Source organism: Dictyobacter alpinus (assembly GCF_003967575.1).
Taxonomy (GTDB): Bacteria; Chloroflexota; Ktedonobacteria; order Ktedonobacterales; family Ktedonobacteraceae; genus Dictyobacter; species Dictyobacter alpinus.
Genome location: NZ_BIFT01000002.1, coordinates 1204416 through 1230010 on the forward strand (window position 1 = coordinate 1204416; position 25595 = coordinate 1230010).

Annotated in this window: 19 protein-coding genes; 9 read left to right on the forward strand and 10 right to left on the reverse strand. The window is 48.0% G+C overall.

Annotation, left to right across the window (positions count from 1 at the left end):
- Positions 1 to 193 precede the first annotated feature (193 nt).
- The 3 genes from EL633_RS27340 to EL633_RS27350 form a co-directional block, all read right to left on the reverse strand.
- A complete protein-coding gene (locus tag EL633_RS27340; protein WP_126630436.1) occupies positions 194 to 961 on the reverse strand; it encodes an LLM class flavin-dependent oxidoreductase in 768 nt (255 codons plus the stop codon).
- Between the two features lie 306 nt (positions 962 to 1267).
- Positions 1268 to 2473 carry a serine hydrolase domain-containing protein gene (locus tag EL633_RS27345; protein WP_126630437.1) on the reverse strand — a complete coding sequence of 402 codons (1206 nt, stop codon included), beginning with the start codon at positions 2471 to 2473 and terminating at the stop codon, positions 1268 to 1270.
- A gap of 26 nt (positions 2474 to 2499) precedes the next feature.
- On the reverse strand, positions 2500 to 3003 hold the full coding sequence (locus tag EL633_RS27350) for a pyridoxamine 5'-phosphate oxidase family protein (RefSeq protein WP_126631908.1): 504 nt from the start codon (positions 3001 to 3003) through the stop codon (positions 2500 to 2502).
- A gap of 415 nt (positions 3004 to 3418) precedes the next feature.
- On the opposite strand from EL633_RS27350, the gene EL633_RS27355 reads away from it, so the two are divergent.
- The 6 genes from EL633_RS27355 (at position 3419) to EL633_RS27380 (ending at position 12074) form a co-directional block, all read left to right on the forward strand.
- Complete coding sequence (locus EL633_RS27355; protein WP_126630438.1) at positions 3419 to 4477, forward strand: LacI family DNA-binding transcriptional regulator; 1059 nt, start codon at positions 3419 to 3421, stop codon at positions 4475 to 4477.
- A gap of 202 nt (positions 4478 to 4679) precedes the next feature.
- Entirely contained in the window at positions 4680 to 5978 is a 1299-nt protein-coding gene (locus tag EL633_RS27360; protein ID WP_126630439.1) for an ABC transporter substrate-binding protein, read from the forward strand.
- Positions 5979 to 6270: 292 nt separating this feature from the next.
- Positions 6271 to 7269 (forward strand): carbohydrate ABC transporter permease, encoded by a 999-nt coding sequence (locus EL633_RS27365; protein ID WP_126630440.1) that lies wholly within the window; start codon positions 6271 to 6273, stop codon positions 7267 to 7269.
- 87 nt (positions 7270 to 7356) lie between these two features.
- The gene (locus tag EL633_RS27370; RefSeq protein ID WP_126630441.1) at positions 7357 to 8265 is read left to right on the forward strand and encodes a carbohydrate ABC transporter permease; all 909 of its coding nucleotides are present in this window, start codon (positions 7357 to 7359) and stop codon (positions 8263 to 8265) included.
- A 104-nt stretch (positions 8266 to 8369) separates the two neighbouring features.
- Positions 8370 to 11417, forward strand: coding sequence for an alpha-amylase family protein (locus EL633_RS27375; protein ID WP_126630442.1), 3048 nt, complete (start codon positions 8370 to 8372; stop codon positions 11415 to 11417).
- Positions 11418 to 11669: 252 nt separating this feature from the next.
- Positions 11670 to 12074 (forward strand): group III truncated hemoglobin, encoded by a 405-nt coding sequence (locus EL633_RS27380; protein WP_126630443.1) that lies wholly within the window; start codon positions 11670 to 11672, stop codon positions 12072 to 12074.
- 186 nt (positions 12075 to 12260) lie between these two features.
- Here EL633_RS27380 and EL633_RS27385 read toward each other — a convergent pair whose 3' ends face one another.
- From EL633_RS27385 to EL633_RS27395, 3 genes are all read right to left on the reverse strand, one after another.
- Positions 12261 to 13427: an FIST signal transduction protein gene (locus EL633_RS27385; RefSeq protein WP_126630444.1), complete on the reverse strand. Its 1167-nt coding sequence runs from the start codon at positions 13425 to 13427 to the stop codon at positions 12261 to 12263.
- Entirely contained in the window at positions 13424 to 14227 is an 804-nt protein-coding gene (locus tag EL633_RS27390; protein ID WP_126630445.1) for a GAF domain-containing protein, read from the reverse strand. The genes EL633_RS27385 and EL633_RS27390 overlap by 4 nt, the downstream gene beginning before the upstream one ends.
- Before the next feature lie 69 nt (positions 14228 to 14296).
- The gene (locus tag EL633_RS27395; protein ID WP_126630446.1) at positions 14297 to 15310 is read right to left on the reverse strand and encodes a hypothetical protein; all 1014 of its coding nucleotides are present in this window, start codon (positions 15308 to 15310) and stop codon (positions 14297 to 14299) included.
- Between the two features lie 575 nt (positions 15311 to 15885).
- Between EL633_RS27395 and EL633_RS27400 the strand changes: the two genes are divergently transcribed.
- Entirely contained in the window at positions 15886 to 16125 is a 240-nt protein-coding gene (locus EL633_RS27400; protein WP_126630447.1) for a hypothetical protein, read from the forward strand.
- Between the two features lie 122 nt (positions 16126 to 16247).
- Here EL633_RS27400 and EL633_RS27405 read toward each other — a convergent pair whose 3' ends face one another.
- A complete protein-coding gene (locus tag EL633_RS27405) occupies positions 16248 to 16799 on the reverse strand; it encodes a DsbA family protein (protein ID WP_126630448.1) in 552 nt (183 codons plus the stop codon).
- Between the two features lie 385 nt (positions 16800 to 17184).
- On the opposite strand from EL633_RS27405, the gene EL633_RS27410 reads away from it, so the two are divergent.
- Positions 17185 to 18081: a tyrosine-type recombinase/integrase gene (locus EL633_RS27410; RefSeq protein ID WP_126630449.1), complete on the forward strand. Its 897-nt coding sequence runs from the start codon at positions 17185 to 17187 to the stop codon at positions 18079 to 18081.
- Positions 18082 to 18123: 42 nt separating this feature from the next.
- On the opposite strand, the gene EL633_RS27415 is transcribed toward EL633_RS27410, so the two are convergent.
- From EL633_RS27415 to EL633_RS27425, 3 genes are all read right to left on the reverse strand, one after another.
- Positions 18124 to 19512 (reverse strand): hypothetical protein, encoded by a 1389-nt coding sequence (locus EL633_RS27415; RefSeq protein WP_126630450.1) that lies wholly within the window; start codon positions 19510 to 19512, stop codon positions 18124 to 18126.
- A gap of 158 nt (positions 19513 to 19670) precedes the next feature.
- Positions 19671 to 20030 (reverse strand): response regulator, encoded by a 360-nt coding sequence (locus tag EL633_RS27420; protein WP_126630451.1) that lies wholly within the window; start codon positions 20028 to 20030, stop codon positions 19671 to 19673.
- Positions 20031 to 20034: 4 nt separating this feature from the next.
- Entirely contained in the window at positions 20035 to 23820 is a 3786-nt protein-coding gene (locus EL633_RS27425) for an ATP-binding protein (RefSeq protein WP_126630452.1), read from the reverse strand.
- Positions 23821 to 24328: 508 nt separating this feature from the next.
- On the opposite strand from EL633_RS27425, the gene EL633_RS27430 reads away from it, so the two are divergent.
- The gene (locus EL633_RS27430; RefSeq protein ID WP_126630453.1) at positions 24329 to 25327 is read left to right on the forward strand and encodes a LacI family DNA-binding transcriptional regulator; all 999 of its coding nucleotides are present in this window, start codon (positions 24329 to 24331) and stop codon (positions 25325 to 25327) included.
- The last annotated feature ends 268 nt before the right edge of the window (positions 25328 to 25595 follow it).

Here is a 25595-nt window from a genome sequence, read left to right on the forward strand (position 1 = left end):
CCTACGGCGCTCGCTTGTTTTTGAGGAGGAAGATGGCGAGGCGGTCGCAACCGCCTCGCCATCTTCCTCCTCAAAAGAGTGATATGTGGAACACTTGCATAGGCCGTTCTAAAAGAGTGGTATGTAGAACACTTGCGCATGGCGTTCTAAAAGAGTGGGTGTAGAAACACTTGCACAGGCTGTTCTGTAGGATTTACGTCATCCATTGGGCAATCTCGGGTAATTGTTTGAAGTCCCAGACGGTTAAGAATGTGCGCTCAACGCCTATAGCTTCCCAGATTGGGAGCTTTTGGGTGAGTTGTTCGGGCCAATCCCAGACATATGCAGATAAAGAAACGTGGCGTCCTGAGGTGGCGATCTGCTCGCTGGCAAAGCGGAGCAAATCCTCGTTGGCATAGACATTTAGCTCATCAGCATAGTCCACGGCACTCTGGATCAGCCGCCGTGAATTTCCAACACCAACGACTACGCGCATAGGAGCCACAGGAACAGGCGTACAGGCGGCATCTAGCAGGTGCAGGTATTGACCAGTAAACGTCACTTTCTGGCCCGCCCAGACCTCTCTCAAGGCCAAAATGGTCTCTTTCAATCCATCGATACGTTCCTGCACCTCAGGAATCGCTAATCCCCAGGCCCGCGCCTCCTGAAAATAATCGCCTGCCCCGATTCCTAATTCAAAACGACCGTTACTCAAAATTGATAGGACCGAGCTCTCTTTGGCCAGTACACCCGGCAAATAATTTAAGCGATCGATGACCATCGGCACCAACTTGATGCGCTCGGTCTTCATGGACAACGCTCCGTACAGCGCCCAGCCTGAGATATACGGCCACTCCAGTTTATCCGCGTGAAAATGATCCAGAAAACTCAATGCCTCAAACCCCAATTGGTCTGCCTGCTGGGCCGCCGCCAGAATATCCGGCCAGTTCCCCGTGGGACCTAGATTAATTCCGATACGCATGAGTCCACCTTCCTGCGTGCCCTCTATCCAGTTTTACAGTTCTTGTCTTTAAATACTATACAGGCACAAACATGACATCTATCGTCATATTTGTGCCTGTACCAATACAGTGCTTGATTCCATGAAATCTATAGTTTACATAGCTTTGTTTCGCGTTTTCAAAGCTCCAACGATTTTAAATGTGTTATCAAAAAAATGAGCCTGGCTCATTTTTTTGATAACACATTTAAAATAAGCATGGGCCCTTCAGGGCCCGCATGCGGCTGGCTGTACGCTCCAAGATGAGAGTAAAAAACAAGCACTATCTCAGTCATCGATGGCCTGGTAGGCAGCGGTCCAGAAGGTAACGTTCGGGGGGTTGGGGGACGCAAAGGAGCATTGGGACATCAGGATGGTGACCATGTCTTCTTTGGGGTCTGAGTACCAGGATGTGCCCAGGCCACCGTCCCAGCCATAACGACCAGGAACGGATGAGATGTCATCACGCACGTTGATGATGGAGAGGCCAAATCCCCAACCACGGCTGTCAAGAAAATTAGCGGCGGGATTGGTCGCCGCTTTCTGTTCAGGCGTGATCTGGTCGGTTGTCATGGTCTCAATTGATGGCCTGGAGAGGATGCGCTCACCGTTGTATTTACCCTGGGAAAGCATCATCTGACCAAAGGCCAGATAATCATCGATGGTTGAAACCAGTCCTCCAGCTCCCGATGGGAAGACTGGCGGCTGGCTCCACTGGCCGCCGATGGGCTCGTCATAAACAGTAAAATTCCCACTGGAGAAATCGGTCCAATAGCTGGTTGCCAGTCGATCGAGCGCTGACGCAGGCACGCTGAAGCCTGTGTCCTTCATACCAAGGGGCTCGAAGAGACGTTCGCGTAAGAACGCCTCTAGCGACTGTCCTGAGGCGCGCGCAATGAGTATGCCAAGGACATCAGATGCTGTGTTGTACATCCATTGCTGACCCGGCTGGTGCATGAGTGGAAGCTGTCCCAGGCGATATATCCACTCGTCGGGCTCAGGCATATGCAAAGGATTCGGCGGTCCCATGCCGATCTGCTGATCATTGGCGGCTTTCAAAATCGGATAAGCGTCTGGCGCTGCCACCATTTGTCCAAAGCCCATACGAAAGGTGAGCAGGTCACGTAACGTGATCGATCTTTCGGCGGGTATGGTATCGTCAAGTGGCCCATCAAGCCATTTTAACACCCGGCGCTCAGCCAGTTCGGGAAGTAATGTGTCTACTGGCTCGTCCAGCCGTAACTTACACTCTTCTACCAGGATCATGGCGGCGACAGCGATAATCGGCTTGGTCATTGAGGAGATGCGGAAAATGGTATCCCGCCGCATGGGCGCGCCCTCGCCAAATGCCTGTGTCCCCACAACATCAACATGAACCTCGCTGTGCCTGCTGACCAGGGTGACGAGACCGGGGACGGTACCGCGCTCAACATAACCGGCCATGATATCGTGCATACGGCCAAGTCGCGCCCTGGATAATCCTGCGTTCGTCATTGTCAGTTCCCTCCGTTCTGCTTCATTTAAAACTGATAGCGTGTGTGGCTGAATTTACCTTTGCCGAACGCGAGAATTTTAGTGGGTTTCACGGAGAACACGAGAGCCATCCCACCTTCTTTGTGATAAAAACTACCGTTGCGCACCTCAAATTGCCATTGTCCGTCCCATTTTTTCGTCCATGCTTCAGCAAGGCGGGCAAGCATAGCTTCGTCGGTGGCGCGGACGGCGTCTCCTTCGACCACGACATCCAGTCCTTCTTTCCAGTCGTTACAGCCAGTCGTCAGGATCACGTGGGGATTCTCACGCAGGTTTATGGCCTTCTGTTCATCTGTGCCGGTAGAAAAGTGGATAGCTCCATCAAGCCACACGGCAACCAGAGGAGAAACGTGGGGACGACCATCAGAGCGGACCGTCGAGATCCAGAATAGCTCAGCGGCTTCAAGCACGTGGCGCGTCTCCTCCCACTCCGTAGCCACAGCATCTGGATCGCTGAAACGCTGGTCCATTTTTGTCACAGGTCCATTTATCATAAGGAACTCCCTTCAGTCGTTCGGTGTAAAAAGTAATGCACCTTTCTTGCGCATAAAGAGCATAACATACATATCTCAAAGAAACTTCTTCATTCTTGCTCATCTCATGAGCATACATTAGTACAAATTCAAATGAACGTGTAACATTTTCACCAGTGAAGCCTCTTATTTCTGGCCATTTCTCTGAAATTTCCTGTTTTGGTGCACTGGCATTAGCAAACAAGCGCTGTATGATACGAGACAATTTACGATGGTTCTATTAAAATTCCTGTTTATTCACCGCAAAAGTATTGACTTTCTTGTTAAATGACTGTATTATTTCATCAATGAAACATTGTTGTTTTCATTGAATTGTTCGGAGTAGATGTTGCAGTTATCGCCTGCCACAGCTACATGTGAAGGGAACAAACGTGTGATTGGCTCGGTCACAGTAAAAGATGTCGCTCGTAAAGCGGATGTTTCGGTAGGAACCGTCTCGCGCGTCTTCAATAACCACAGCAATGTGTCTGAAGAGATACGCGATCGGGTTTTGAAGGCGGCAACGGAACTGGGCTATGAGCGCATCGTGAGCGCTGAACCACCTCGCACAGGTGGGCGTCAGATTAAAGAGATCGGTTTTCTCTATGGCGATCTGGCGGATAGTGGCGCAACCACCAGCAATCCTTTCTGGACGCATATTTTGAATGGCGTTGAGCATGAAGCACGGCGCTCTAATATCAAGGTAACGTACAGGTCTATTATGGAACTGGTGCAGACACCACAGGAATTATTCTCCACTGTTCAGGACATGAAACTGGGTGGTATCCTGCTGGTCGGTCCTGCTGAACAGGAAACAGTACAGGTTCTGAAGAGCCTCGATATTCCTCTTGTGCTGGTTGACAATCATATTCCCGGTCTTTCGGTCAACTCTGTACTCTGCGATAACTTCGAGGGCGCCTACATGGCGGTAAATTATTTGATTGAGCGTGGCCATCGCAAGATCGCCTTTATTGGGGGCCCTGTCATTCAAGGCTTTCGCCCTATCGATGTAATTTATACCATTCAACGCCGTAGCCTGGGCTATCGTACCGCATTACTGGATGCTGGCATCCAGATTAACACAAACCTCATGGAACATGGCAATCTTAAGATTGATGGTGGTTACCAGGCCTGTCAACGCTTGATTGAACAGCAGGAGCCCTTTACAGCGCTCTTCTGTGCCAATGATGAACTGGCAATTGGCGCCATGAAGGCACTACGACAGTATGGCCGCCGCTTACCCGAGGATGTCTCGGTGATTGGTTTTGATGATATTGCCCTGGTTGAACATCTGACGCCTGCGTTAACCACGATCCGCGTCAACAAAGAAGCTATCGGCGAGGTCGCTGTCAAAAGGCTTCTAGAACAGAGCAATGATTCAAGCGACACCAGTATTTCCAGTATCCTGGAAGTAGATTTGATTGAACGCGCTTCAGTCTTTCGCATTGAGTAGTTTCCGGCGTGTTCGGCTCTCTATCTTGTACTTCGCTTGTCCCCTGGGACTTATCAACTTTTATCCGACAAGGGATGATACCAATACGGTAATGTCCCCCCTTTTGCCTGAGCTGTCAACATGCATGAACGCTTGACAGTTCATCCTATCGAATAACGTTACGCATGGGTCCATTTTATTTAGACACGAAGGAGTGATTTATATGGATTTCTCAATGTCACGAAGACGCTTTATGGCGCAAACAGGTAAAGTTGCAATGGCCACAGGTATTGGCGGCAGCTTGCTTGCTGCCTGTGGTGAGAGCGGTGGAGGCACCAATTCTGGTCCAGTTACCCTTACGTATGGATGGTGGAGCAATACGCCAGCCAAAGATAATTCCATGAAAGCCTGGATCAAGGATTTTGAGAAGAGTCACCCCAATATCAAAATCAAGCCTGAAATCCTACCATGGGGCAACTACTGGGATAAGTTGAAGACAACCACAGCCGGCGGCAATGCCTATGATATTATCGGTATGTCGAGCGGTATGGCGGCTCCATATTTCGATAGCGGTGCTTTGGCCGATCTGACTTCAATGTCAGGATATAATAATTCAGCCGGCGCACTTAGCCCTGTAAGCGTTACTCTGAGCCAATGGAATGGCAAAACCCTCGCACTCCCAATCGGTACCTCGATCTCAGTCCTGGGCTACAACAAAGCGTTGTTCGATGCCGCCGGTCTCCCTGCGCCAGATCCTGTCAAAGCCATGACCTTCGATGAATTCAAGGCCATCGCCAAGAAACTCACCAAGTTCCAGGGTGGCAAGGCCGTCCAATACGCGATCAACCCCAATGATATCCTAGATTATGATATGTTTGTCCGTATGAATGGCGGTAAAGCCTTTGATAATCCAGTGAATCCAACCAAGGTGACCATCAATACCCCTGAGGGTATTCAGGGTCTCAAAGATTATAAGAGTTTGTTCACCGAGAAAATGGCGCCCCCATTCAATGAACTCACCAACGGACCATGGTCCTTTGACATTGGTGCCCTCGATACTGGCAAGATTGCTTTTGCACGTGTCGGACCCTGGCTCTTCTCAGATATGGCCAAAAATCCTAACTATGGGATTACCCCGATCTTTACGATCAAACAGCCTGTGATTACAGGTGGTGTGAATAGCCTGGCCATCTATAAGAACAGCAAGAACAAGGATGCCGCCTGGGAATTCTTGAAATGGGCAACCCAGACAGATCCTGAGATTAGCTTTGCCAAATTCAGCGATATTCCGGCTGAGAAAAAAGCCTTCTCACAATTGAATACCTATATTCAACCAAGCAAGTTCGCACCAACCATGGAAAGCGCCTTCCAGTCCTTCCAACCCAGTCTGATGACAACCAAAGATCAGCTTGCGACCACCATCAACGATATTATCACCGACATGATGGCAGGCAAAGTCACTCCTGAGCAGGCCGCGGCAAAAATTGAGCAGCAAGGAAACTCAATCCTGTCTGCTTCATAGTCTGCCGTTCAATCGTGTGAGTGAAGTCGCCTGCCAGGCTGAAGCGCTTCGTCAGAAAAGCTCAGGTTCCATGCTTGAGCTGTGGCGACTTCACTAACCGCGAGTGAGCGGCGTTCACGATTGCTTTTTAAAGGCCTAACGTTTCCCTATAACTGGACAGGCCAGGTAGAGCAAAGTACTGAACGTGTTCACACTTCAGTATGCTCTACCATGGCCCCTTCCTCACCTCTATTTCGGTGCTACTGAGAAGTGTTCTCATTCATCGATGAGTGCTTAGAAAGAGAACGTGCTCATGATAACGTCACAACAACATCAGCCAGGAGGTCCACCTTTACAGATACGTAAACAACCCGGTGTCTGGACCCGCCTGCGACGGAGCGATAGCCTAAAAGGCTATCTCTATATCAGCCCCTGGCTGATCGGTTTCTTGCTACTGGGACTCTGGCCTATAATCCAGACTTTCTACTATAGCTTCACGAAATTCAATCTTTTCAATGATCCCACCTTTATCGGGATAAAGAATTATCAGGATATCCTGACGAAGGATCCTATTTTTCTCCAGGCCTGCGTCAATATGTTGATCTATGTGGTTTGCTCTACGGTGATCAGTATTGCGGGTGGATTGGGATTGGCGTTACTGCTCAATCAGCGTTTCCCGGGTAACCATTTTTTTCGCACGGTCCTCTATGTACCAAGCTTGCTCGTTGGTGTGGCGATTGCGAAATTGTTTAAAGCCATCTTTGCCGCCGGCGAAAACGGCCTGGCTAATGAATTTTTAGGACTGTTCCATGTAGCTCCAGTCAACTGGCTGGGCGACTATAATCGGCCCTGGATTGGTCTGATTGCGATGATTGCCGTAAACTTCTGGTTTATTGGCGGCACCATGCTGATCTTCCTGGCGGGACTCAAAGGCATCTCCCAGACATACTATGAAGCGGCAAGAATTGATGGCGCGGGCAAATGGGCCATCTTCTCACGCATTACCGTGCCCTTACTGGCACCAGTGATCGTCTTCAACTCGATCCTGACACTGATTGGACATATTCAAGTCTTTGATACCCCGCTGGTCTTCGCGTCCAGCCAGGGCACGATCAGTACTGGCAATCCACTCGGCTATCACAATAGCCTGGCTGTGTTCTTAACCTATATCTACCGGAGTGCGTTCATCTCCAATAATTATGGCTATGCTTCAGCACTATCGGTAATTGTCTTTATCATCACCTTGATCCTGACTTTGATTGTGCTCACCACGATCCGCTTTAGTCACTATAGCGAACAGGATGCTGGTTAGGAGACAGAAAGTTTTCAGGTGACAGACAATGTTGTTTCTCTTACGAGAGAAAAGTAGCAGCATTTTCAATGATTGAAAGGCAATTTTATGAGTACCATCCCGAATACCCAGCGCATAGCTTCTGCACCACCAGCAACACAAACGAGCAATAATTTGCAACAACGCCGAGGTAAGCAGTTGATCCGTATCAGTGTCATCTGGACCTATGTTGTGTTAGGAATTATTAGCCTGCTAATTTTATTGCCCTTTTTGTGGTTGGTCTCTTCTTCACTGAAAAATGAATTCCAGTATTATGCGATCCCCATCCAGTGGATTCCAAATCCGGTAATGTGGTCAAACTATGTGGATGTCTTTTTCCAGTATAACTTTGCCCACTATATCTTCAATAGCATCTGGCTGGCGGCCTTTGCGGTCGTAGCCACGACATTCTCATCGGCGATCGTCGCCTATGGCTTTGCCCGCTTCCACTTTCCTGGTCGCACCGCCCTGTTCATCGTTCTGCTAGCGACGATGATGATTCCACAACAGATGTATACAATTCCGTTATACATCATCTTCAGAAATCTAGGCTGGGTCGACACATATCTGCCAATTATCGTGCCCCAATTGTTTGGCAGTGCTTTTAACATCTTTCTGTTCAGACAGTTTTTTATCAGTCTGCCCAAAGAAATTGACGAAGCCGCACGTATCGATGGCTGCGGTAGCTTCCGCATCTTATGGAATATGATCCTCCCACAGTCCCGACCGGTCATTGTGGTAGTAGCCATTTTCACCTTCCTCAATAGCTGGCGCGACACCCTGGGTCCATTGATCTACCTGAGTAGTGATTCCAATCGTACCGTCCCACTGGGTTTGCTCTTCTTCTCAAATCCGTTTAAGTCGGTCGATCCACAATTGATGGCGGCGACCCTCGTCGCCCTGGTCGTTCCTGTAATACTCTATGCCTTAGGACAACGCTATATTGATAGTGGCGTTGCCATTGCAGATGTAAAGTAGTGCCCGATTTCTGGTGTAGGTAGGTTCCCACTATAATTGCTGGCAACCTGCTTACCCCCGGTGAAAAATAATCAAGATTGCTTACTCATCTAGAGAGAATTTGTATGCCGCTAACAAACTTCGACAACAAACACAGTATCGTCTTTTCGGATCCTGCTTATCCAGAATGGTATTCACAATCGACCCTGTCCCCACTGCTGCCTGATCACGTACTCTTTGTGGATGCGGCAGCCCTGACAGACGCTTTAGAGGATTCCTGCGAGCTGTTTATTTCTTTCCACGGTCCTTATTTTCCTAAAGATGCCTGGCCCGCCCTGCTCGCATTCCTGGAGCGTGGCGGCAATATCGCTGTCTTTGGCGGCATGCCTTTTACCCGTCCTGTCCGCGCCGATGGCACCATTGAAGCCGAGCAGCAGGCCTATACCCGACAACTATTTCTAGGACCTTTCTTTGAACTGAAGCCAACCACAACCGAGTTGCAGCTCGACATAGCCACCGAGGCCGCATTTATCTCGTCAGAGCACCTTCATCTGCAAACCCTGGCGACTGGCAATTACTGGTCATTCTATCCCAAATTAACCCAGGTATCAGATCAGCAAATCGACCTTGGCTCGGCAGGTCCATTTGATACCATCTTGACCCCTCTACTCTATGTGGATGAGGCCGAGGCAGCATATGGGAAAAACCACTTTGCCACTATTGCTTCATTGCTCGACCAGCAATCTGGACAATTTCGTGGCGGTCGCTGGCTGCTTTCTCCCTGGAAGCCTGCTGATATCAGGGATTGGCTGGCACTGGACACGACGATCCAAAAGCTCATCCAATTAGCCACCCAGGGGTCAACCGTCCTGCAGGCACGCTCACTTGAAGCATGTTATCAACCTGGAGAGACGGCAACCATCGTCGTATCCGCCCGTTCACAACAGACACACCACGTCACAGCCACCCTACACTCACCACAAGGCCAACTCTTACAAACATGGGAAACCCGGCTAGCCGCATCTACTTATCTACAGGAAAGCAGATTCTCCCTGCCAGAGCCTCTCCATGAAGCAGGTCTGTACCAAGTCAGAGCGTGCTTTGAAAACGAGCAAGGCATCCACTGGCAGGAAATCACTGGCTTCTGGTACTGGGATAAAAAGTTAGTTGAAGCCAGCGCACACCTGGGTCTGGAAGCGGGAAGAGATTATTTTTATCAGCAAGGTGCGCCATTTCCCCTCTACGGCACGACATATATGGACAGCAATAGCCAGCGTAAATTCCTGATCCAACCTGACGCGGCCCGCTGGAACAACGATTTCGCCCAGATGAAGACGGCAGGCGTCAACGTTATTCGTACCGGCATCTGGACTGCCTGGCGCGACCTGATGCCCATCCGAGGGCAAATAAACGCTTCAGCGTTGCGCGCCCTGGATGCGTTTGTCATGACTGCCTGCACCTATCAAATCCAGGTTATTTTCACCTTCTTCACTTTTTATCCACCGCTCTTTGATGGCGTGAATCCCTGGCTTGATCCGCGCTCATTGCAGGCACAGCAAGATTTTGTCTCGCTACTGGCTGGCCGCTATGCTGGTGTACAGCTGCTCTCATGGGACCTGATTAATGAGCCAAGCTTTGGAGCACCTGAGGCTATCTTCAGTGAACGCTCCGTTCCTAATTATGATCGTTTTGAGCTGACCGCCTTCCAGGACTGGCTGGCCGAACGCTATAGCATAGCAGAACTTCAGCAACGCTGGCGACAAACGCCTGCCGATTTTGCCAGCTGGGACCAGGTTTCATTGCCGGTGGCGGAAGATTATGTGACAGATCCGCGCATAACCAATACCAGGAATATGCTCAAAGTCATGGACTATACCTTCTTCTCTCAGGATATGTTCACACGCTGGGCCAGCATAATCTATCAAGCAATCCGCGCCGCTGGTAGCACCACCCTGATTGGAGTAGGACAGGATGAGGCCCGCTCACGTATCTCACCACAATTTTATGCGCCAGCCATGGACTATAGCACGACTCATCCCTGGTGGAACTACGATGAGATGCTCTGCGATATGTTGTTGGATAAACACATTGCACGTCCCAATCTTATTCAGGAGATCGGCGTGATGCTGGTGCGTGATGTCGATATGCGGCCATTGCGCACTGAAGAAGAGTGCGCGGCCCTGTTAGAGCGCAAACTGATTACCGGACTCATCGCGCGTGGCGCTGGCCTGATTCAATGGCTCTGGCATACCAACGCCTACATGACCAGCGACAATGAAAACAGTATCGGCCTGGTACGCACCGATGGAAGCGCCAAACCAGAGTTACGCGTCTTCTATGAGATTGGACGCTTGATGCAAGAGCTTTCTGGCCAGATCATCGAACCCGAAAATGTACCGGAGACCTGGGTGATCATTCCCTATTCACAGTGGTTCTTGCGACCTGCCCTGGGAGTAGAGGCGACCCAACAAGCAATCCGCATCCTTGGTTACGATCTGGATACTATTCCACAAATGGTCGGGGAGCATCAGCTTGCCACCCTGCTCGACCAGGCGCAGCAACCACAAACAATCATTCTTCCAGGACTGCAGTACCTTAGCACGCCAGCCTGGCAAGCCCTGCTCACCTTTGTCGAGCGTGGAGCCACCCTGCTCGTCAGCGGCGTCCTGGGACAAGACCAGCACAACCTGATCGCCAGCACCGAACTCGAAGATCCGGATAACCAGGAACGACCCACTATCAGCCCCGTTGCACGCTATGAGCAGTTACAAGGCCTGGACGGACAAAGCTATCAATTTGGCTATACTCATGACAAGATGGCCTATATCAAAAAAGCCCACAACAGTGTCCGTAAGTACACCCGAGGACAAGGACGCATAGTATGGTCCGGCATCCCTATCGAGCAATCCCATCACACGGCCAGCACCCGCGCCGTCTACCAACAGGCCCTGGGCATCGTCAGCCATAGCCAACAGCAAGACAGTCCCTATCTCATCGCCAGACAACCACTCAAAAACGGCACACTCATCCTGATCGTCTCAGAACACTCACAGGAAGGACACCTTAACCTGGATCCAGATCTGAAGGTTAGCATTGCCCCCAACCGGGCCGGAGCCATCCTCACCCGCAACGATGGCACCACCACCAGCTACGGCGGCGTCCAGATCCTATAAAGATACGATCTACTACTATTTCACAGAAGGAATGGTATGGGTGTTTTGCGGGCTGTGCCCGCAAAACACCCATACCATTCTCTATGCGAGCGCCGCAGGCGCGAGGAGGGACGACTTTTACATAGTCCCGGGCGAGGTATCAGCACTAAAGTTACAAACACAAAATTCTGTTATAATAAAAAAGCAGCATAAAAATATATAAAATTACCATATGCATTCATACTTCATCGAAACAAAGGAACCCATTTCGCTATGCCAAACAAGCAAGATATCAGCAACCGCGCAGATATAGCCACCATCGTGAGCGCATTCTACCAAAAAGCCATGCAAGATCCTGCCATCGGACCCTTCTTTACTGAAATCGCGGCCATCGACCTTGAGGAACATCTACCAGTTATGTATGATTTCTGGGAAAATCTGCTCTTTCAAACTGGCGGTTATCGTGGGGGTATGATGTATAAACACATTATGCTCGATCGCCAGCAGCATCTGACCAAAGAACACTTTGCGCGCTGGCTGGAGCTATTTGAAGCCGAGGTCGATACCCATTTCACTGGTCCCATGGCCGAAGATATGAAGAAACGGGCGCGCTCAATCATTCCATCCATGCAACTCAAGATGCGCCCAACGATGCTACCACTAACCGAAAGACGCTAGACATCTTGTGCCAGTAACTATTCGGGACCTTGCGAGATCACATGCCCTCGCTCGGCTTCGCAGAGCAAAAAAATCTCGTGTCCGGGTAGAAAATTGTCAGCGCCGCCGCCAATTTTCCACCCGGACACGAGAACAATGTGGTTGATGCCTGCGGCATCGACCAGTACGAAGTAGTTGCTTATGACATTAATCAGGCAACAGGCAGACTACCGCGGTACAATTATGGAAACCGCTAAACTGCCCTTCGGCGCGCACAACCTGTCCATGCGTATTACAGCCAACATAGCGTGTAGGACCCAGCAAGTGTTGTACAGAATCTAGCTCGGACTTGAATTCCTGACCCATTTTCAAGCGTGTGGCCACGCAATCGAAGAAGAGTGCCACGGCTGGTTGTTCACCGCCCATCTTCTGGAGCGCGGTCTTGGTAGCGCTTTCGGCTGCTTGTTTCGCCGACTGGATTGTGGCTCCCATGATGCAAATGGTAGAGCCAGTTGGCACATCAGCCGCACACACCACACTTCCATCAGGCTCGATAACCAGAGGCACACGCAACTTGTAGCCAATGCCCATATCGATGCCAACCAGATTGTGCAAAAAGAAAGAGATCGGCGCCGAAAGATCTAAAGCCTGTCCGGTCGCATGGGCATGAGCCTTAAATATCTCAACCGCTGGTTGGTCATCGACGCGAATGATGCGACTCCCATCCGACTCCGTTACATAGAAGGGCTGGCTATTTGGAGTCCAGCCATGGTTAGAACCAAGTCCTAAGGGCTTTTTCGAGCAGATCTCCAGGGCCACCGCGGCATCCTTGATCACCTCAGTACCATAAAAGACAGGTGTATACTGAAATTGAGCGTTATCACCGGCTCCTCCGCCCACAAATTGATAGGTTCCTTGTGTGAGCAGGGTAAGTTCTTCGATCAAGTTATCGGTATGACCAGCCATGGCGTCTGCTAACAGTATCGCGGTATGAAAAGGATATTCTTCCTCAAGTTCCTGACCACGAAAGCCTGCCGCCAGATGTTCCGCGGCGTCCGCTACATCTGATCGTATCGACTGCCCGAGCGTAGCGGTAAACTGCATCGTTGGAGAGCTAAGCGCCAGGGCACAGGCCAATCCTTCTCCTTGTTCAGCAGAAGTGAACTCACCAGCCGAGGAGCATCCCACCAGGAGTTGGGGATGACAGGTCTGATTGAGCGCAGCCAGTAGCGCGCTATGATCATAATGAGGCGAAGCAAAAAGCAACACCACTTCAGGAGAATCCGGCAAGGAGGAGAGTATTTGTTGGCCCAGGTCAACGCCCCCTTGATGGCTTTCGGTTAGCTTTGTCGATACAATTGCTGTTTGAGTCATCTTACATCCCTCTTTCCACTATGTGCAATTTCTTGCCCAACGCATTGTAATCGTGCCACCTGCTCAAACTCGAGCTCTAGCTCACCGCGCACACGTCCTTCCGCCTGCTGACGCGTCAGATTATAGTGACGGCTAGCGAACAACACACGTTTAACATACACTTTTTCCATCTCCGCCCGTTGCCAGGCCAAAGCTGGCATGGTACGCAATTTGATACATGATAGGGAATAGAAGTCACTTTGACTAAAAGCGAGGTTTAATAGCAAGGCATAGTCATGCACCACTTGCCAGCTAAAAGGATGCTTGAAGAACCCCGGCTGTGTACTGGAAACCATCAAAACGCCCGCCAGGTAATTACCACGCATAATCGGTTCAGCACAGGAACTTTGCTCATACAGATCTATATCGATAGGCCGATATTGTTGTCCATCAAGCGTGTCCCAGCGTTGCATGCGTTGCAATTCAGCGGCCCAACCGCCTAAATGTGTCCTGCCCCAGTAAACAGGATATTGAGCATTCATTGGCCAGGGAGGAGTTCCGTATAACGAGGTTTCATAGAGGCTATGGACACCATCCCCATGATCAGGCCCAACCTTTGCATAGCGAATAGCGATCCCTTGCTTACGCTCATCGAAATGGACAAGCATATATTCAAAAATCGCTTGCGCAATTTGCCATTGTCGATTCTCATCTTCGACATTCGCCAAAAGCTCAAATACTCGCTTATAAAGATCTTTCTGAATAGCAATCCCAAGAAAAGGACATACTTCTTTATTTTTAGTCACAGGCTTCTTCGCCATCTCCTATCAGCAAGAATATGTTCCATTTATGAACTATACCATATTACTGTCTGAATGTCGAAAGATACACTAATTAAATATGCGCTTCAACCATGCATCTACCTCATCAGAAGCCATTTCATGCACCAGATTTACGCGTGAGGCCAGAGATTCATGTAAAACAGGATACATATTAGCAGGCTCCCATTGAAAGGTCATGAATTTTTTCTCGATCATCAGAAATGGTATGCCATCCAGTTTTGGCAGATCATAGAAGCTAGCTGATCCAGCGAAAAAAAGGCCGCCAGGATAGTTAAAGCCAAACCGCTGATAGTCATAAGATCCCCGGGCACTAAGATAATCCTCTTTCGTGAGTTGATAGTTCTGCGCATAGCGGACAGCCTCGGGTTCGGTAGGCTCAGCATCCAGGTAGCCTGGACCCGTATGTTGGAGAATGGTGTCCTGAAGAAGCGCATAGCAATGATACATCACATCTTGTACACCAACCAGACATACGAGAAAACCACGTTTATTGAGTTGATCGAGAACCACAAGTTCCTGATCATCCAATAGCGATAACGTCCGCCTCAAATAAAAGGGGATTTCATCAGTATCAGCTAATTCATGCATCACATCCAGCAGATCCTTGCGACGCTGCCAGTACATACGCGCCTCTTTATCACGGCACAGCATCGTCATAGCCGCTGGTATGGTGAGAGGTAGGGCCGCATGGGCACGCATAGCCTCCGGGAAATGCAAAAACATTTCGTGGGCACTCAAATGCTCCTTCATACGCACATAATCTTTCAAACAACACAGTTGGCGGACCAGTAAATCTAACGTCCCATTCACAACGATTGATAGATCCCCTCCCATCTCGACCAGGCCACCACAAATCATCGCCAGCATTCCCGCACGAAAACTGTCGGAAGCAGTAAGAAGAGGGGCAAGATCATGTAAAACAGCATCTTTATCAGAAACCGACCGAATAGAATAGAGAAAAGATTGTACTTCTTCTCTAGCAAATACCTGCTTTCCAGCCTGTAATTCAGCCAGCTCACTCGGTTGTTGTAAGAATGTCATAAATGTAGGTCTACTATACATAAATACGCTCATTTCTAATCAGTACTTGATCTCAGTGTGAAGTCATATACAGAGATATAGAATATACTATCTAAGTTTTTTTGTGAAGAGTATCTATCTAACACCATATGCAAGTTTTCACATACCCACTCTTTTGAGGAGGAACATGGCGAGGCGGTCGCGACCGCCTCGCCATGTTCCTCCTCAAAAGAAGCGAGAGCCATAGGCGCGAGGTGTGAGGGATAAAAATTGCACATGGCATTATTTATTAATTTTCCTTTATTTACGCGACGATACCTTGATACCATGCATACATAGCACCTATTTTGGGAAGAGGGACTGGTCAGGAGGTGGGATTATCGCACGCTACGTAGAGAAACACTTTCAGCCTTAAAGGTTACGTATTGTACCACTTTGGCTTGTATTTCCGTATTAATTAATAGAGACTGTGATCTTTCTCTTAAAGGTTAACTAATTGATGGCTTAAAAAGTTATATATTAACCTTTTTACCACTTCGCATAAAATTATGCGAGGGGATACAAGAGGGATTCGGTTTACTCATTTTTGTAAAATAGAAGAAAAAGGTGAAGATAACATGGCAAAATCCACACTTCCATTCAATGACACAACTGATACAGATCCACAGGAGCAGTATTTCCGTGTGACCGATCAGATTCCTGAAGAGGTCTGGTACTGGGCTGCACTGGGCTCAATTATCGCTTCCGCGGTTCTGTTCATCACTAATAAGAGAGATTGGAGCATCTTTGTGGGTCAGTGGCCACCAGCATTCTTGCTGTTCGGTCTCTTCCACAAATTGCTGCGACCTTCAAAGTAGTACGCTACTACAGCAGTACTGTTTAAAACTCAACACACACAAAGAGACGTTCCAGGTTTTCAGGACCTGGAACGTCTCTTTACTTATCTTGAGCCAGTTACTCTATTCTTTGCCAGTAACTTTTATAAGTGTTTCTCTAACACCCTCTCGATAGCTTGTGCCATGGTTTCGACATCAGGTGTATCTTCATAGCGTACACCGTTGATAAAGAATGTGGGTGTGGCCGGCACGCCACTTTGATCGCCGCTTTCCATATCCTTACGTATACGCTCTATCTGATTTCCGTCCGTCATTGCTTGTATAAACAATGCACGATCAATTCCTAGTTGTTCGGCATATTTGACAAGATGTGCATCATCAAGTTCGTTTTGATGATCGAATAGAAGTTGATACATCTCCCAAAATTTTCCCTGGCTGGCTGCGATTTCTGCGGCTTCAGCTGCATGTTCTGCGTTTGGATGGGATTCCACTAAAGGATAATTTCTGAAAACAAAGCACAATTGGTCCTGAAATTTCTGTTGGAGCTTTTTAACGGTACTCTGCGCCTGACGGCAGTAGGGACATTGAAAATCACCATATTCGACCAGTGTAACTGGCGCGTCCAGCGACCCTTGAATATGATCGTGCGAGCTTACCTCTGGCACCAATTGAATAGCATCTGACGTATTCTCCATTTAAAAATCACTCCTTGCATCCTATACTCTATTACATACTAGAAAATTAGTCGCAAAATATAGCATTATTCATCTGCTCTTCTGCATGCATACCTGACACGACAGAACATCCATATTCGTGACAGTTTATGGCAAACCTGGAATCAAGGCCAGCCTCACACCAGAAGAAGTTCATCTATACGCAAGGTTTTTTTAAATCTCTGTAATTTCTATTACAAAATATCTATACAAAAATTTATTTTTGTTCAGAGTTGGTGAAGCCCACCTGAATTTTAATCATTTATTTTTCGTAGTTAAGTAATAACTACTGGTTACCTGCCTCGATATCTATAGAGTTGAACAAATTGCTATCACGAGTTGTACAGCAAGATTGTGTGGAGAAAAAATGAGCAATGTAACATTAAATATTATTCCACTTGACCTTCAAAGACACGAAGAGGTTGGTACTCTATTAGAAGAGTATAAAGAATTTCTCTTCGACAAAGCAGAAGGGACAACAGAATCTTACTTACGGACAATACGTCATCTGATCGGATGGCTTGCCTCACGTCCTGAAAATAATGGGCACTTCCAGCCCAGGCAATTAGTCAAACCGGCCGTTGAAGCGTACTTGTCCCATTTAGAGTCAGAGGGCTTGAGCATTCATCACCGGGCACGCGTCAAGTCGACGATCAGCAACTTTGCCAACTTTCTCATTGAAGAAAAAGGACTCCTGCAACGAAATCCTACTCGCGGTATAGATCTTCCTTCTATACAGCATTCCGCTTCACAACAACTCTCGCCGGACCAGCGCACTATTCTACGTTCGCTGGTTGAGCACAAAGGAGATTATCGGGGACGGGCGCTCTTTGCGTTGGGATATTGGGCTGGATGCCGTGTCAGTGATATCTCCTGGCTACAAATGAGTCATACGCATGTTGGTCCCAAGGTAGGCTGGCTGCGTGTGGGATATAAAGAAAGTCGGGAACGTGACATTGATCTATTAAACGGAGCACGTCAGCCACTTTATGAGTATCTAAAAAATTCGAGTAATCCACAGCGCACCTATGTATTCACTTCTCAGCGCAGTGAACGTTTGACCGAAGAAGGCATTCATTACTGGTTCCGTACCCTGAAGAGCCTGGCCAATAAGTCGCAAAGGGAAATGATCCAGGATCTTACCTTCAATGATTTACGCCATGATTTCGCCTATCGCGCTAGAGAAGCAGGCTGGTCGCTGGAAGAGGTAAGGGATTATCTCGGTCTGGTTGCGCATAAAGGGGCTCTATCTACCCTGTGGTAAAAATCCATCTTGTGAAAGAGCGTCAACGTGAAGGCTCGTATGTCAACGTAGCTTCTCACGCTGGCGCTTGTGCATGAATAGCTGAAGCATGGACTGTTTTTCATATGGAGTTGTGTCCATCATCAAAATTTCACCGACGGGTTTCGTCATTGGCAGTGTCCATTCATGGTTGAAGTCACCTGGTGCCTCTTCTTTGGTAAATACCCCTGAAAGTGCCTGATGAGCATCTGGATTATTACTCAAGTAGTAGAGTGTATCTTTGTACACCAGGACTGGTTTTAATAGTTGCTCTCTCTGTATATCTAGAATATTACCAAGCAAACTGGCACGGGCCGCCCCTACGACCTGTACTTTTACCTCTGGATGTTTATACGCGACACTGCTCTGACTCTGATTTAAGACGCCCAATCCGACCGTAGCCAGGACAATATCTTTCATGCTCCATTCCGCATATTCGCGACAGGCGTTATGGCCCCACTGGGATTCATCTTTAAAGCTCTGCCATTTTTGCCAGATGAATTGGGCCCAGGATTGGAGCCAGGGTTGGTATTGCGCTTTCCCTTTGATAATGGGATAGACCCAACCCTCGTGGACGGTCACCTCTTCACCAAGGTCGTAGAGGAATTTGACAATTGGCGCGGCCACCCATTCAGCGCCTTCCCATAAAACAGGGGGAAGGTTACGCAGCATTTTCTCCTGGACTGAGATACGCCAGACGCCAGGATAGGATTGATTATACTCAGTACCAGACATATGGATCGGCTCACCAAGACCAAATTCTTGTTGTAAACATTCATAGAGATAAGCCGTATGTTTTCTATATTTATGCAGATAATGCTTCTGTAATTCATGCGTGCTCAGTGATCTCTGCCAGATGATATCTTGCGCAGCATGCTGGTCAAAATGACATGCGGCCAAATCGGCGGCCCGTGGAATTTTCGCGTCCAGTTGCCCTTCATTCAGCAAGTCAACTAACTTCCAACCAATTTTTGCCGGACTAGCAGCGATCCGTACCTTCAAAGCTTTTTCCAGGTAGGCAATTGTCCCCAACAGGTATGTTGGATTATTGGTGGCCCCAAAATTCCATTTCGTATTATAGGGAAATACAATGGTAACGTGCTGCCGATCAACGCCAGCGTCTTTCTGGCTGGCCGTAATAGAGATGGCCTCATTCCTTTTGCCAGCCGGTAACTTGCTCCCTTCGGGATAGCGATAGGTGGCACTGACCGACCATTGTTCACGCGCAGCATTCACAAAGGCTTCATCAGGTATCACACCCGTATCCCTGGTAACCCAAAGATAGCTCAGTCCCAGGGACAGCGCTTGCTCACAGAGGCAGGCTAAAGTGGCATCCAGCACCTTCTGGACACAATCAAATTGATTGACTTTTTTAATGAAGAGCCCATTTTTACAGAATATTCCATGCTTCATATATATCACTTCAAGCTGAATCAGACAGCAACTGCTTACGCCTAAAATATTTAACTATTTACATGTAAAACGCTTTATATGTCCGTTGAAATATCTCAGGAATAGAGCTCTCATGACCATATGATCACAGAGGATCAAAAGGATAGAAGAGAAAAAACCTAAATGTACTTCTCTATCTTCTCTACCAATTCATCCAATTCGAAGGGCTTGCCAATAAAATCATCGGCACCCGCCTCTCTGGCAATCTTTTCAGTGTCTTTGTTAGCCGATATCAAAATGATGGGAAGGTTTTTGGTGGCTGGCTGACTCTTTAATGCTAAACAGATATCCCGTCCATTCCACCCTGACATCCAGATATCCAGTAACAGGAGATCAAATTCATCATGTTGAATATCGTGTACTTTCGCACCATCAATGGTGGTTTCCACCTCATAACCGAACTCTTCTAGTATTAAGGTAATGGCATCGAGGATGCCTGGATCATCATCGGCTACAAAAATTCTTTTTTTACGACTCATCGAATTACACCCTCCCCCTCTCAGTTCTACCCTCAATCGCTAACATACTATCCGCATGCTCAAGAGGCAATGAGAAAGAAACGGTCGTGCCCTTTCCTTCTTCACTCTCCACCCAGATTGAGCCATGATGCCTTTTCACGAATTCAGCAGAAATATAGAGACCTAATCCCAGACCAGGATAAGTAGTCTGATTCTCTCCTTCAACACGGAAAAAACGCTCGAAGACCTGTGTATGACGCTCTTTAGGAATCCCAATACCAAAATCCTGAATAGATGTCACAATATCATTCTCCTTGCAAGTTGTTCTAACAATAACTTTTTCTGACTGTGGAGAATATTTAATTGCGTTCGTTAATAGATTAATCAAAACTTGTCCGATCCGACTCCGATCACCACACACTATCACAGCTTCCGCTAACTCCAACATAATGGTGTGCCTGGTAACGGTACGCTGAATGTCTTCAGTGATCTCATAAATCAAATCATTGAGATCAAAGAGAGCGTTTTGAAAAATCAGTTTGCCACTTTCTATTTTTGTAACATCTAGCAGGTCTTTGATCAGACCCGTCAATCTGTCTAATTGCCCATCCATTTTATGCAGCAACTCTGATGAACGGGTATCCCCACTGTGTTTAAAACGACGTTCTAGCAATTGGGTATATGCCTTCAGGCTGGTAACAGGCGTCTTTAGTTCATGACTGGCGATGCCAATAAACTCATCTTTCTGTTGCTCAAGCCGCTTCTGCTCGGTAATATCTGTGCTGGTACCAAACCACTGCACAATTGAACCTCTCTCATCGCAGATTGGCATCATGCGTGTAAGGAAAGGGCGAAAAACAGTATCCGCCCCTCTGAGAGGAAAGACCATCTCAAATGGCTCACCACTGGCGAGAGAATTTTCCCATCGCTTACGCACAGAGGGAAATACGTCTGGATCATGAACGCATTGCCAACCGTCTCGATCCATCTGTTCTGGAGTTGTTCCCGTATAAGTATACCAGCGAGAATTAAACCAGTAGATCCAGCCATCGGGAGTAGCCATCCAGACAAGATTGGGAATATTTTCGGCCAGCGTTCTAAAGCGCTCTTCACTTTCTTTGAGATGCTGCCGTGCTCTCACCTGCTCAGTCACTTCAAAGGCATGGATCAAAATATTTTCGACCCGGTCATCTTCATCTTTAATGGGATGAGCTACAAAATTGAAATATGCCTGCGTTGAAATGCCATCGTTGGTTCGCTCAAAACTGGCCGGATATTCATTAGCGACAAAGGTTTCTCCCGTCGCGAAAACGGTATCGAATATTTCATAAATTCCCTGTCCCGCGACTTCAGGGAAGACATCCCGAAAGGCACGGCCAGAGAGCTCTTTTTCCGTCCGATTAAAGACCTTCTGGTACAGTGGATTAGCCAGGGTGTAGACATGCTGTGGTCCTTCTAACACCGCGATAGCCGCTGGTGCCTGCCAGAATAAACCATATAGGCGCTCACGTTCAATCCGGACCGCGGTTTCGGCTGTATTACGCAATCGGACCATCTGCAGGTGCGTCCCTACGCGCGCTAATAATTCACGGGCACTGAATGGCTTAATCAGATAATCGTTCGCACCCGCTTGCATACCCTCAATCTTCGCTTCTTCTCCCGCGCGCGCCGACAACAAAATAATGGGTAGGGTACTGGTCTCTGGATCACTCCTGAGCGCATTCAGTAGCTCGACCCCATCCATTTTTGGCATCATCACATCGGTCAAAAGAATATCTGGCCGATATTCTTTTACAGCTCGCAATGCGGCTAATCCATCGGGAACAGTTTTCACTTCGTAATGCTGTTTCAACAAGCGGCTAACATAGGCGCGCATATCAGCATTATCATCAGCAAACAGAACACGTCCGCCTGGCTTCTGTTCGGCAACGACAGCGCCCTGGTTATCAGGTGCCGGAGACAGCGTATCCATAGCTCCCGAGACAGTCAATGCATCATCCTGCGAAGGAAAGAGCCAGGTGGCCTCACTGAGATATGTCTGGGTATTGACCGCTGTTGAAGTGGACGGAGCAGCCTTACCAATATGATCTTGTGGCAGGTGGGCCATGCCTAATGGCATAGTGACGGTAAAGGTACTGCCTTTCCCAAGGACACTTTTAACATCGATGCTTCCTCCATGGAACTTCACCAGTTCTAGCACAAAGGATAATCCAATGCCGGTACCCTCATGCGTCCGTCCTTCAGTACCACGAACCCGGTGGAAGCGCTCAAACATATGCGGGATTTCAGCTTCAGGAATGCCTACACCTGTATCACTCACCGCCAGGGTAACAGCCTTATCATGCTGCCGCAGAGTTACGGAAATTTCTCCCTGGAGTGTATATTTAAAGGCATTGGAGAGGATGTTCAGGACAATTTTCTCCCACATCTCCTGATCAATATAGACCATTTCTGAAAGAGGAGGACAATCTACCGTCAACTTGAGGCCAGCTTTTTCAATCACCGAACGGAAACTACTAGCCAGATCTATAGTCATGGTTGACAGGTCCGTTGGAGTATAAAATGCTTGCAAGCGCCCTGCTTCAATACGCGAGAAATCCAGCAGCATATTGACCAGCTTTAACAGGCGCAACGCATTGCGATGAATAATCTCCATCTGCTCATGCTGCTCTACATTCAAACCAAATTGACCCGAAAGGGCCTCGCGCACTGGTCCCAGCATCAACATCAACGGAGTCCGAAATTCATGCGAAATATTACTGAAGAACAGCGTCTTGGCACGATCAATCTCAGCCAGTGCTTCAGCCCGCTTACGCTCTTCTTCATATGCCTGAATATTGGCAATACTGGCCGAGATCTGACCCACGATCAGACGAATAAATCCTTGATAGCCTTCATCAAATAAACGTAGGGGATTAAGACCGACGATCAGAGCTCCCAGCTTACCATTCTGCCCCGATTGCGCAATCGGAATAACGGCGGCTTGATGCGGAGGAATAGTCCAGGCACCCGTTGGTAAGTGCTCAAACAGACTATCCAGTTTATCAATCACACATTCCTTCTGCATTTTTATGGCTTCAGCAAAAGGCCAGTCCTGGGTGGCATCGAGCGCGATCCTATCCGGCATGAGGGCATGATCAGCAGGAACACCAGAGCTACCTGCCAACACAGCCGTTTGCTTGTCTGGATCCAGCAGGTATAACATGGAGAAAGGAATATCATGCAGATTATGTTTCAGGCTTTTCACACTGAGATCACAAATCTCATCGATGGTCCGCGCCTCAGTAGTTGATGCCGCCAACAAGCGCAACAGACCTAACTGGCGCTCATTAATGATGCGCTGTGTATCATCGGTATTGGCACAAATAATACCACCCACACCACCATCATCGCCTGGTACCGGGCTATATGAGAACGTATAGTAGGTCTCCTCACGATAGCCATAACGCTCCATAATCAGGAGCAAGGACTCATCATAGGTACCTTCATTGGTTTGTAATGCAGTCTCAAGACGTGGCTCTATTTCGTGCCAGATCTCTTGCCATACCACCGAAGTAGGCTGGCCAAGCGCGCGTGGATGCTTGCCGCCCATGATCGCTTTATATGGATCATTATAGAGCGTAATCAGCTCCGACCCCCACCCGATCCAAATAGGCTGCCGAGAGGTAAGCATGACACGTATAATTGTTCTCAGGCTTTGAGGCCAGAATTCAACTGGACCAAGTGAGGTCTTTGACCAATCAAACGAGCGAATGCGCTCACCCATATCCCCACCACCCGCCAGAAAATCAAAGGATGCAGTTTGCGGCATATCTGGTTTTCCCCTCGGGATCTCTACGTCGTTGTATTGTTTTATGAGAAATCTTTGCAGGATGAATTTCTAAAATCTTCATCAGTCTATCATATTCTTTGAACAAGGGGAAGCATAGCAGCTATCCAGAAAAGGGAGTTGCGCCATCGTTGGAAAACTTCTGCGCCGTGCTCATAATCATTTTGAAAATAACCCTCAGAAAATTTCAGATAGTTTCAGGCATTATTATAAATCATTTCAGATCTACTATGGCCTTGATCCGCAGCATCACTACCAATTTCAGAAAATTTCAGCATACATTTGCCCGTTTAGCTGCAAATAAATTTCATGTAATCTAACATATTCAGTGTGACTATCTAAATCAAGGCTCCTTATCTATGAATAAGCATATGAATTAATCTGAAAATACCACTGAAATTGCCCCTTACATGTCTTGACTTTTTCATTTTGTTGATGCTATACTTCTCCTGGATCTCCAAATCTTCCAGGACGAAAGGTCAAACAAAGCTTGAAAGTTTCAATTCGCCAGCAAGATATTGCGCGTCACCTGGGTGTTTCTCTTGGCACCGTTTCCCAGGCATTACGCAACTCGCCACAGGTCTCATCTGAGATGCGTTTGGAGGTTCAACGGGCTGCAACTGAACTTGGCTATATTTATCGTCCACGAGAAAACCAGCAAACAGACATGACCAATCTGGCATTTATTAGCGGCGCCCAACCAAACAATTTTTTCTATACAGGTGTCTTGCAAGGTATAGAAGAAAGCTGTCGCGAACGTAACATCACGTTGCATTATTCATCACTAAAAGATATCTCACAACCCGACTTACAACGCTACCGGGCTAATGATGGTCTATTAGTGGCAGGATATGTAGATCAGCGGATGGTACGTGAGTTGAAAAATCTAGGTTTGCCAATGGTGCTGGTGGATACCAATCTCTCACATCTGGGACTGGAACGGATCGAGATTGAAAACTTTGGCAGTACGTATCAGGCGGTTGAATATCTGGCAGCGGCAGGTCATCGCAACATTGCATTTTTATGTGCCCCTCCACCAAGCCGTTTCTCTAGCTTTGATAATCGTCGTGGAGGATATTTTAGCGCAATGAGCGATCTGGGACTGGAAGCATTTGACATTCATGGTCTGACAGATCCAGTCCTTAAAACCAGCGAACAGGTCATCACACGGTGGCTAGAACAACATGGAAAGCCCGCCTTCACCGCGCTGGTGTGTTGTAACGATGAAGCAGCCATCGGCGCTTTACTGGCCTTTGAGCACCATGGTATTCAGGTGCCTCAGGATATCTCGATCATCGGTTTTGATGATATCGAGATGGCTCAAGTCGTGCGTCCAGCCTTAACGACCTTTCATGTTGACCGCAACTTTCTGGGCAGTCTGGCAGTAAACCAGCTGGTCGAGCGCTTTCAACAACCAGATAAACCTGTCGCCAGCATCCTTCTCGAAACATCTTTTGTTGAACGCGCATCAACACGTCGCCTTATCTGATTTTTCGCAACCATTTTTATGAGACACGCGTATTTCTCTGGCATTCATGGATGTCAACAGGTCAAGCTGTTGACCTGTTTAACATGCTCATTGACCAAAAAGCATCCGCTGGCATCAACACTTCATACATGGGAAATGATGTTATGACAGGCGTAGGACAGGTCAACAGCTTTATAACCCGGCTGTCAAACCAATGATTGGTGATAGACTCACGGGTCAATAGACTTCAGGTACTCACCAGTCTGGTTGATAATATCTGACCAACCAT

Excerpts from the sequence above, each read along its gene's own strand:
- EL633_RS27395 (WP_126630446.1), bottom strand. The coding sequence starts at position 15,310 with ATGTATAGTAGACCTACATTTATGACATTCTTACAACAACCGAGTGAG.
- EL633_RS27405 (WP_126630448.1), bottom strand. The coding sequence starts at position 16,799 with ATGGAGAATACGTCAGATGCTATTCAATTGGTGCCAGAGGTAAGCTCG.
- EL633_RS27390 (WP_126630445.1), bottom strand. The coding sequence starts at position 14,227 with ATGGCGAAGAAGCCTGTGACTAAAAATAAAGAAGTATGTCCTTTTCTT.
- EL633_RS27400 (WP_126630447.1), top strand. The coding sequence starts at position 15,886 with ATGGCAAAATCCACACTTCCATTCAATGACACAACTGATACAGATCCA.
- EL633_RS27340 (WP_126630436.1), bottom strand. The coding sequence starts at position 961 with ATGCGTATCGGAATTAATCTAGGTCCCACGGGGAACTGGCCGGATATT.
- EL633_RS27375 (WP_126630442.1), top strand. The coding sequence starts at position 8,370 with ATGCCGCTAACAAACTTCGACAACAAACACAGTATCGTCTTTTCGGAT.
- EL633_RS27425 (WP_126630452.1), bottom strand. The coding sequence starts at position 23,820 with ATGCCGCAAACTGCATCCTTTGATTTTCTGGCGGGTGGTGGGGATATG.
- EL633_RS27380 (WP_126630443.1), top strand. The coding sequence starts at position 11,670 with ATGCCAAACAAGCAAGATATCAGCAACCGCGCAGATATAGCCACCATC.
- EL633_RS27360 (WP_126630439.1), top strand. The coding sequence starts at position 4,680 with ATGGATTTCTCAATGTCACGAAGACGCTTTATGGCGCAAACAGGTAAA.
- EL633_RS27415 (WP_126630450.1), bottom strand. The coding sequence starts at position 19,512 with ATGAAGCATGGAATATTCTGTAAAAATGGGCTCTTCATTAAAAAAGTC.
- EL633_RS27385 (WP_126630444.1), bottom strand. The coding sequence starts at position 13,427 with ATGACTCAAACAGCAATTGTATCGACAAAGCTAACCGAAAGCCATCAA.
- EL633_RS27365 (WP_126630440.1), top strand. The coding sequence starts at position 6,271 with ATGATAACGTCACAACAACATCAGCCAGGAGGTCCACCTTTACAGATA.
- EL633_RS27345 (WP_126630437.1), bottom strand. The coding sequence starts at position 2,473 with ATGACGAACGCAGGATTATCCAGGGCGCGACTTGGCCGTATGCACGAT.
- EL633_RS27370 (WP_126630441.1), top strand. The coding sequence starts at position 7,357 with ATGAGTACCATCCCGAATACCCAGCGCATAGCTTCTGCACCACCAGCA.
- EL633_RS27420 (WP_126630451.1), bottom strand. The coding sequence starts at position 20,030 with ATGAGTCGTAAAAAAAGAATTTTTGTAGCCGATGATGATCCAGGCATC.
- EL633_RS27410 (WP_126630449.1), top strand. The coding sequence starts at position 17,185 with ATGAGCAATGTAACATTAAATATTATTCCACTTGACCTTCAAAGACAC.